Origin of the sequence: Actinomadura darangshiensis (assembly GCF_004349235.1) — a bacterium.
GTDB classification, from domain to species: domain Bacteria; phylum Actinomycetota; class Actinomycetes; order Streptosporangiales; family Streptosporangiaceae; genus Spirillospora; species Spirillospora darangshiensis.
Map to the genome: position 1 here is coordinate 1 of NZ_SMKY01000337.1, position 8,927 is coordinate 8,927.

The window sequence follows — 8,927 nt, forward strand, 5'->3', positions numbered from 1 at the left end:
AGTACGCCCTCTGCCTTGTCGCCTCAAAGAAGGGGCGCCTCACCGGTTCGCTGGTCTCGAAGTGAGCGCCGGCGGGTGCGGGGGCGGGCTGCCCCGTACCCGCCGGCGATCGCGAGGGTCAGGTGGCGGGCTTGTAGACGGCGACGGCGCAGGCGCTGCCCAGGCCGATGTTGTGCTGGAGGGCGACCCGGGCGCCGTCCACCTGGCGGTTGCCGGCCTTTCCGCGGAGCTGCCAGGTCAGTTCGGCGCACTGGGCGAGGCCGGTGGCGCCGAGGGGGTGGCCCTTGGAGATGAGGCCGCCGGACGGGTTGACGACCCACTTGCCGCCGTAGGTGGTGGCCTGGTCGTCGACGAGCTTGTGGCCTTCGCCGACGCCGGCCATGCCGAGGGCCTCGTAGGTGATGAGCTCGTTGGCGCTGAAGCAGTCGTGGAGCTCGATGACGTCGACGTCGTCGATGGAGACCTGCGCCTCGTCCATGGCCTTGCGGGCGGCGTGCTGGGAGACGCCGAAGCCGACGACCTGGATGGAGGAGTGGTCCTCGAAGCTCTGCGGGGTGTCGGTGGTGATGTGGTGGCCGGCGATCTCGACGGCCTGGTCCCACAGGTCGTGCTCGTCGAGGAACCGCTCGCTGACGACGAGGGCGGCGCCGGCGCCGTCGGAGGTGGGGGAGCACTGCAGCTTGGTCAGCGGGTCGAAGATCATCGTGGCGTTCTTGACCTCGTCGAGGGAGTACTCGGTCTGGAACTGCGCGTAGGGGTTGTCGACCGAGTGCTTGTGGTTCTTCCAGCCGATCCAGGCGTAGTGGTCGGGGGTGGAGCCGTACTTCTCCATGTGCTCGCGCCCGGCGTTGCCGAACATCTGCGGCATGGGCGCCTTGTCCAGCTCCCATTCGCGGCCGGCGGTCATGGAGCGCAGGTGGTGGTCGACGATGGTGACCTTGGACTCGCCCATGCCGGCGCCGAGGGAGCCCTTCTTCATCTTCTCCATGCCGAGGGCGAGGGCGCAGTCGGCGAGGCCGCCGCGGACGGCCTGGCGGGCGAGGAACAGCGCGCTGGAGCCGGTCGCGCACGCGTTCATGACGGTCATGACGGGGATGCCGGTCATACCGGTCTCGTAGAGGGCGCGCTGGCCCATCGACCCGTACATGGAGCCGGCGTAGGCCATCTCGACCTTGTCGTAGCCGACGCCCGCGTCCGCGAGGGCGTTGCCGACGGCCTCCTTGGCCATGTCGGGGTACTCCCAGTCGCGGGAGCCGGGCTTCTCGAACTTGGTCATGCCCACGCCGACGACGAAGGTGCGGTTGGCCATCGGGCTCGCCTCCTGTTACCGAATCCTGTTCGGTAACACGATAACGCGCGGGCGCGGCGGCGCATCGGGGCGCTCCCGATCAACGGGATGCCGCGCTGGTCAGGCCGACATCTCCTCGGCGAGCGCGGCGGCGAAGGCGGCCACGTCGTCCGCGGTGGTGTCGAACGAGCAGACCCAGCGGACCTCGCCGGTCGCCTCGTCCCAGGTGTAGAAGGGGAACCGCTTGCGCAGCCGCTCGGTCACGTCCTTCGGGATCATCGCGAACACGGTGTTGGCCTGGACGTCCTGGGTGATCTCGACGCCGGGGACCGCGCGGGCGGCGGTCTCCAGGAGGCGGGCCATCGCATTGGCGTGGGAGGCGTTGCGCAGCCAGAGGTCGCCGTCGAGCAGCGCGACGAGCTGCGCGGACACGTACCGCATCTTGGACGCCAGCTGCATGCTCGACTTGCGCAGGTACGACATCCCGCGCACCGCCCCGGGGTTCAGGACGACGATCGCCTCGCCGAGCAGCAGCCCGTTCTTGGTTCCGCCGAACGACAGGACGTCCACGCCCGCGTCGGTGGTGAGGGCGCGCAGCGGCAGCCCGAGGGACGCGGCGGCGTTGGCGATGCGGGCGCCGTCCATGTGCACCGACAGGCCGCGCTCGTGCGCCGCCGCCGCGACCGCGGCCGTCTCCTCCGCCGTGTAGACGGTGCCCAGCTCGGTGCTCTGGGTGATCGATACGACGGCGGGCTCCCGCCGCTGGACGTTGCCGAAGCCCGTCGCGTACCGCTCGACCAGCGAGGGCGTGAGCTTGGCGTCCGGGGTCGGGACGGTGCCGAGCTTCAGCCCGGCGACCTTCTCGGCCGCACCGCATTCGTCGGTGTTGATGTGCGCCGACTCCGGGCAGAGCACCGCGCTCCACCGTTCCGACATCGCCTGCAGCGACACGACGTTCGCGCCCGTCCCGTTGAACACCGGGAACACCTCGGCCTGCTCGCCGAAATGCCGCCGGACGACCTCGCGGAGCCGGCCGGTGACGGCATCGGCGCCGTAGGCGGGCTGGTGCCCGTCGTTGACCTCGGCCAGGGCGGCGAGGACCGCGGGGTGGACGCTCGCCTGGTTGTCGCTGGCGAAAGTGCGCGCGGCGGACGGACGGAATTCGGGCGGCTGAGTCATGCGTCCATTCTCCCGGACGCCCGGCGCTGCCTTTCCGCGCCTCCTATGCGGGCCGGTCGGTGATGTTCTGCACCGGTGCGGGCGCGGCGTCGGCCGGCGGCGGCTCGGCGGCGCGCAGCGCCATCCGGGCGCGCATCGCGTCCAGGTCGTCGCCGAACCGGGCGACGGTGGACTGCAGGTCGCGCCACAGCCCGGTCCGCTGCTCCAGTTGGGCGATCTTCGTGCGCAGGTCGCCGATACGCCGCTCGGCCGCCTCCAGCCGGGTGCGGTGCCCGGCGGTGTCGCGGCCGGTGCGGATCACGCTGGTGGCGACGGCGGCGAGGTCGCGCTCGGTGTCGTCCATCCGCTCGTCGATGCGGGGCAGCAGCCGGTCGTTGAGCTGCCCGACGAGCGAGTCGAGCTCGGCGCGGACGGTGCGCAGCTCGGCGTCCTGGTCGCTGACGGCCTGCTCTAGGATCGCCATGCGCTCCAGATAGGAGGGCAGCAGCCGGCCGAGCTCCGCCGACCGTTCCAGATCCCGCCCGATTCTGACGAGAAGGCCGGCGCCTTCGCGCAGATGGCGCTCCGCCCCGGCGGCGGCGCGGCGGACGAGACCCGGGATCACGGTCATGGCGCTCCCTCCAAGGGGCCGGTCGAGTGGGATCTCCTTAAACTGTAGGCGAATCGACCATGAACATTTTGTGAACCCCGAGGTTTATTTCAGGGAACCGGCCCGTTTTCGGACGGCCGCCGGGCGGCGGGTCCGCGCGGGCGGCGTGCCGCACGTGCACAGGCCCCGGCGGACGATGAGCCAGGCGCGTTCGGCGGTGTAGTCCGCCCGGCTCAAGGCCGGCCGGACACGGTGACAGGTCAGGCAGAGCATGCGTCGTTCGTCCTCCCCGTAGGCGGGGAGCAGAGCCGTCCCGCACGCATTCCCCCCGGACGCGTGCGGGACGGCGGGACCCACAGGATGGTCCTTCGGCTCCCCAGCGCCGGTCACGTTAGGCGCCGCCACGTTGCATGCACGTTGCGACCGGATGAACACGCACCGTGCCCGGATCCGGCCAGGCGGGATCCGCCGAATCGGTTGCGCCGCACCCTCCGATGGACCGATCCTCGGACGGGCCGAGGTTCTCTCCGCGGGAAAGGGCTGGTGGGTGGTGCACGATCCGGTGACCGTCCGGCCGCCGATCAGCGAGTCGTGGCGGCGCTCCCGGGAGGCCGGCGTCGACGCGGGGATGGCGGCGGCGCCGCTGGTGTTCGAGCGCGACGTCCTCGCCGACGCCCGCGCCGCGCACCCCCTCCGGCCGCTCCTGCCGATGCTGCAGGCGCTGCTGCGGCGGGTCGCGGACGAGACCGAGCACCTGATGGTGATCACCGACGAGGCCGGCAACGCGCTGTGGACGCAGGGCCCGCCGGCCGCCCGCCGCGCCGCCGACGCGATCGGCCTCACCGAGGGGTTCCGCTGGTCGGAGGACACCGTCGGCACCAACGGCATCGGCACCGCCCTCGCCACCGGCCGGCCCGAGTACGTCTACGCCGCCGAGCACGTCGCGCACGTCCTGCACGGCTGGTCGTGCGCGGGCGCGCCGATCATCGACCCCGACACGGGGCGGGTCGTCGGCTGCATCGACGTCAGCGCGACCGTCGAGGCGCTGCATCCGGCGACCGTCGCGCTCGTCGCCGCCGCGGCCCGGCTGGCCGAGGCGCGGCTGGAGAACGAGATGCTGGAGCGCGACGAGCGGCTGCGCGAGCGGCTGCTGCCCCACCTGCGGGGGCTGCGCGGCACCGGCGTCCTCGTCAGCGTGTCCGGCCGCATCCTCGCGGCGTCGGCCGACGGGCTGCGCGGGCGGCGCGTCCTCGTCCCCGAACCCGGCGGGACGGTGCTGCTGCCGGACGGCCGCACCGCCGTCGCCGAGCCGCTCGGCGAGGCGTTCCTGCTGCGGCTGCCCGGTGCCCAGGGGCAGGTGGACGCGAGCACGCCGGCGGCGCGGCCCGCGGGGGAGGGGCCGCTGCTGACGCTGTCGCTGCTCGGCGACGGCCAGCCGCACGCGCACCTGGACGGGCGGCGGTACGACCTGACGCTGCGGCACGCCGAGATCCTCGCGCTGCTGGCCCTGCATCCGCGCGGGCTGAGCGGCGACCGGCTCTCGCTGTACCTGTACGGCGACGACGGCAGCCCGGGGACCGTCCGCCCCGAGATCCACCGGCTCCGCCAGCAGCTCGGCGGCATCGTCCGCGCCCGCCCCTACCGGCTCGGCTGCCCGGTCGAGGCCGACGTCCTCAGCGTCCGGCGGATGCTGGACGAGGGCGACGTCGCGGGCGCCGTGCGGCTGTACGAGGGCGAGCTGCTGCCGCGTTCGGACGCGCCCGCCGTCCGCGCGGAACGCGACGAGCTGGCCGTGCGGGTCCGGCGGCAGGCGCTCGACCGGGGCGGCGCCGACGCGCTATGGACCTACGTGCGGACCGAGCCGGGCGGCGCCGACCTGGAGGCGCTGGAGCGGCTGCGGGCCGTCCTCCCGGCCGGGGATCCGCGCCTCGCCGCCGTCGCCTCGCGCAGCGCCCGGCTGCTCAGCGGCGACCCGTAGACGCCGCCGGCCCGGCGGCGGTCAGGTGGCCGCAGTCGTTGTAGCAGTCGGCCGCGAGCCCGGACCCGTCGTGCCGCCACCGGGTCACCGACGCGTTGGCGATGGGCTCCTTCTCGATCTCCATGACCTCCCGCTCGGTCAGCTCCTCGACCAGGTAGCGGGTCATGACGACGATCGCGTCGTGCGCGACGACCAGCGCCCGGCCGCCGGGGGCGTCGGCCTGCAGGTCGCGGTAGAAGCTGCGCAGCCGCAGCGCCAGGTCGGCCCATGACTCGCCGCCGGGCGGCCGGTAGTAGAACTTGCCGAGGCGGTGCAGCCGGTCGGCCTCGGCCGGGAACCGGTTCTTGACGCCCAGGGCGGTGAGGTCCTGCAGGATGCCCTGCTCGCGGTCGCGGAGCCGTTCGTCCACCCGGATGCGCAGGCCGTCGGGGGCGGCGTAGGACGTCCGCGCGAGCGCGGTCTCGGCGGTGTCGAGGGCGCGCAGGTAGGGGGAGGAGACGACCAGCGTGGGGCGTTCGTCCTCGGGGAGCGCGGCGAGCCAGCGGCCGAGCTTCGCCGCCTGGGCGCGGCCGGTGCCCGACAGCGGGACGTCGGCGTCCCGCTCGGGGATGCCGGCCTCCTCGGCGTCGGTGCCGTGCACCGCCTGGTAGGCGAGGTTCCCGGTGCTCTCACCGTGCCGGGTCAGGATCAGCCACTGCAGCGCGTTCATCCCCGCCATGCTGCCACGTTCCGGCGGGCGCGGCGGCGGACGCGATGACGCCGTCCTCTACAGGCGGTAGTACTCTTTGGGCCGTGACGAACGTCCTGGCCGCCGCGACCATCGCGGTGGCGCTGCTGGCCGCCTGCTACGCCCTGGTGACGGCGCTGCGCGGCCGCGCGATGGGCGTCGGCGACCTGGCCGCCCTCGGTGTGCTGGAGGTCCTGCTGGTCGCGCAGGCGGTCGTCGCGTTCGTCAAGCTCTCCGGCGGCGAGGGGCCGGACGGCTCCGCCACCTTCGTCGGCTACCTGCTGGGATCGCTGCTGATCCCGGTCGCGGGGGCCGGGTGGGGGCTGCTGGAGCGCACCCGGTGGGGTCCCGGCGTGATCGTCGTCGCCGGGGTGGCCGTCGCCGTCATGATCGTCCGGATGAACCAGCTGTGGAGCGGCACCGGTGTCTGAATCCGAGCCCGTCGGCGAGGCCGCGGGCATGCAGCCGGAGGCCCGCGCGGACGACGGCACCCGCGCCGGCGCCACCGCCCGCGCGGGCGGTACCGCGGGAGGTCCGGGACGGCTCCTGGTCGCCGTCTACGCGATCTTCGCGCTCGCGGCCGGTGCGCGGGCGGGCGTCCAGATCGCCGCCAAGTTCTCCGACGCGCCGGTCGCCTACCTGCTGTCGGCGTTCGCCGCCGCCGTCTACGTCCTGGCCACGGTCGCGCTGGCCCGCGGCGGCCGGACCTCGTTCCGGATCGCCGTCGCCGCCTGCTCGACCGAACTCGCCGGCGTGCTCGTCGTGGGCACGCTCAGCATCGCCGACTCCGCGGCGTTCCCCGACGAGACCGTCTGGTCCATGTACGGGCGCGGCTACGGATTCATCCCGCTGGTGCTGCCGGTCGTGGGACTGCTGTGGCTGCGCCACACCGCCCGCAAGGGTGGCGGAACCCCCGCGGGCGGTGGGCGCCCTGTGAACGGCGGCCGGTAGACCCTCCGACCACAGGTGTCTGACGGTCATGCCGGGCTCCCTGTGAGGGGACGGCCCCCCGGCGAGTACCGCGGCATGCCCTCGCTCCGTCATGCCGCGGCCGAGATGGCGCGGCCGCCGATGGGGAGGGCGTGGACGGCGGCCCTGGTGAGCGCCTCGACCTCGTCGGGGGACCGGTCGGCCGCCGGGTTGCCGCGCATCCAGCGGATCAGCTTCAGCGGCGGCGCGAAGACGATGCCGTCCGCGGCGAACGGCGTGCGGACGAGCTTGCCGCCGTGCACGGCCAGCACCGGCGTCACCTTCACCGGGACCTCCGCGACCCGGGAGATCGCCGCGGCCGCCGCCTCGGCCCGCGCGGTCAGCGCGCCCACGAGCTTGGACTGCGTCCGGCCGTCCACGAACAGCTTGCCGCCGTGCTGGGAGATCTCCGTGCCGGGGGCCCACGCCTCGTTGTGGACGAGCCACACACCGCCCGGCCCGACGACCAGCTCGTCGGCGGAGCCGTGCCCGGGGACCGTCCGGGCGTAGAGGACGCGGTGGCCGCGCCGCTCCAGCGTGAGGCGCAGGAACCGGTTCATCCGCTCCTCGCCCCGCAGCCCGAGCCGCCACACCCGCGACGCGCTGTAAATGCGCCAATGGACGAACGTGTCGGCGGCGGCCACCAGCACCGCCATCACGACGCCGAATACGGCGTTCACCAGGAGCCCGCACAACACGAGTGTCGCCACCGCCAGAAATGCGCGTGTCCGCAATCGCCCTTTTCGGCCGCGCTGCCACAGATCCTCGTACACCGCCTGCGGCGAGCCACCGGTGAATGCGGGACGGTCCCTCAGGTAGATGGAGCTGCCGAACATGTCTTGCCTCCCGACACCCTGCGATGACAGCATCATTATGTGGATACCCAGGAGTTTTCCGCTACAGTGCACAAGGTGACTTAAATCAAACTCCTAAGCCACTTCATGGTCTTGACGCCATTGCTCACCTGCTCGTTCACGGGGTTAGGCGAGGCGATTCGCGGGGAAAAAGATAACAGCACGGCCGATTGGTTGAAAAGCTCGGTGCAACTATCACCGCAACCAACAGGGCCATTTTCGCCGCAATTGATTTCGAGGTGGCCCGGCCGGGACGGCACACTGGGACGATGCACCTGCACGCCGCCGAGAGCCTCCCCGTCCGCGCCGCCGTCCCCGCCCTGCGCGCGGCCCTGGACGTCGGCGGCACGGCCGTGCTGGCGGCGCCGCCCGGCACCGGCAAGACCACCCTCGTCCCCCTCGCGCTCGCCGGGCTGGCCCTCGGCGGCCCGCCCGCCACCGGCAAGATCCTCGTCCTGGAGCCGCGCCGCCTCGCCGCCCGCGCGGCCGCCCGCCGGATGGCCTGGCTCCTCGGCGAACGCGTCGGCGGCCAGGTCGGCGTCACCGTGCGCGGCGAGACGCGCCCCGGCTCCCGCATCGACGTCGTCACGACCGGCGTCGTCCTCCAGCGCCTCCAGTCCGACCCCGAACTCGCCGGCATCGGCACGGTGATCCTGGACGAATGCCACGAGCGGCACCTTGACGCCGACACCGCGCTGGCGTTCCTCCTGGACGTCCGCGCGACGCTCCGTCCCGACCTGCGCCTGGTCGCCGCGTCCGCCACCGTCGATACCGCCCCCTGGGCGCGCCTCCTGGACGACGCCCCCGTCGTGGAGACCGAGGCGGCGCTGCACCCGGTCGAGACGGTCTGGGCGCCGCCGCCGCGTCCCGCCGCCCCGCCCCACGGCATGCGCGTCGACCCGGCGTTCCTCGCGCACGTGGCCGCGACCGTCCGCCGCGCCGCGGCCGAACGCGACGGCGACGTCCTGTGCTTCCTGCCCGGCGTCGGCGAGATCGCCCGCGTCGCCGGGCAGCTCAAGGACGCTCCCGCCGACGTCCTGCAGATCCACGGCCAGGCGTCGCGCTCCGTCCAGGACGAGGTGCTCGCGCCCGCGGCCCGCCGCCGGATCGTCCTCGCCACCTCGGTGGCGGAGTCGAGCCTCACCGTCCCCGGCGTCCGCGCGGTCGTCGACTCCGGCCTCGCCCGCGAGCCCCGCACCGACCACGCCCGCGGCCTCGGGTCCCTCACCACCGTCCGCGCGTCCCGCGCCACCGCCGAGCAGCGCGCCGGCCGCGCCGGACGCGAGGCCCCCGGCACCGTCTACCGCTGCTGGACCCAGGCCGAGCACGACCGCCTCCCGGCC

9 protein-coding genes are annotated in these 8,927 nt (G+C 73.6%); 4 read left to right on the plus strand and 5 right to left on the minus strand.

What is annotated here, in order from left to right; all coding sequences use genetic code 11:
• Positions 1-118 precede the first annotated feature (118 nt).
• From E1293_RS40400 to E1293_RS40410, 3 genes are all read right to left on the minus strand, one after another.
• Positions 119-1,309: a thiolase C-terminal domain-containing protein gene (locus E1293_RS40400; protein ID WP_132204332.1), complete on the minus strand. Its 1,191-nt coding sequence runs from the start codon at positions 1,307-1,309 to the stop codon at positions 119-121.
• 99 nt (positions 1,310-1,408) lie between these two features.
• Entirely contained in the window at positions 1,409-2,467 is a 1,059-nt protein-coding gene (locus tag E1293_RS40405) for a threonine aldolase family protein (protein ID WP_132204334.1), read from the minus strand.
• Between the two features lie 43 nt (positions 2,468-2,510).
• The gene (locus tag E1293_RS40410) at positions 2,511-3,077 is read right to left on the minus strand and encodes a hypothetical protein (protein ID WP_132204336.1); all 567 of its coding nucleotides are present in this window, start codon (positions 3,075-3,077) and stop codon (positions 2,511-2,513) included.
• 526 nt (positions 3,078-3,603) lie between these two features.
• On the opposite strand from E1293_RS40410, the gene E1293_RS40420 reads away from it, so the two are divergent.
• Positions 3,604-5,034 (plus strand): GAF domain-containing protein, encoded by a 1,431-nt coding sequence (locus tag E1293_RS40420; protein WP_243717299.1) that lies wholly within the window; start codon positions 3,604-3,606, stop codon positions 5,032-5,034.
• Here E1293_RS40420 and E1293_RS40425 read toward each other — a convergent pair.
• Complete coding sequence (locus E1293_RS40425) at positions 5,018-5,743, minus strand: histidine phosphatase family protein (RefSeq protein ID WP_243717301.1); 726 nt, start codon at positions 5,741-5,743, stop codon at positions 5,018-5,020. The genes E1293_RS40420 and E1293_RS40425 overlap by 17 nt on opposite strands.
• A gap of 83 nt (positions 5,744-5,826) precedes the next feature.
• Here E1293_RS40425 and E1293_RS40430 point away from each other — a divergent pair, with 83 nt between their 5' ends.
• Positions 5,827-6,192 (plus strand): hypothetical protein, encoded by a 366-nt coding sequence (locus E1293_RS40430; protein WP_132204344.1) that lies wholly within the window; start codon positions 5,827-5,829, stop codon positions 6,190-6,192.
• A gap of 28 nt (positions 6,193-6,220) precedes the next feature.
• Positions 6,221-6,712, plus strand: coding sequence for a hypothetical protein (locus E1293_RS40435; protein WP_132204346.1), 492 nt, complete (start codon positions 6,221-6,223; stop codon positions 6,710-6,712).
• An 89-nt stretch (positions 6,713-6,801) separates the two neighbouring features.
• On the opposite strand, the gene E1293_RS40440 is transcribed toward E1293_RS40435, so the two are convergent.
• The gene (locus E1293_RS40440; RefSeq protein WP_243717303.1) at positions 6,802-7,440 is read right to left on the minus strand and encodes an NERD domain-containing protein; all 639 of its coding nucleotides are present in this window, start codon (positions 7,438-7,440) and stop codon (positions 6,802-6,804) included.
• A 413-nt stretch (positions 7,441-7,853) separates the two neighbouring features.
• On the opposite strand from E1293_RS40440, the gene E1293_RS40445 reads away from it, so the two are divergent.
• On the plus strand, positions 7,854-8,927 hold a 1,074-nt coding region (locus E1293_RS40445; RefSeq protein WP_165978619.1), incomplete at its 3' end, for a helicase-related protein.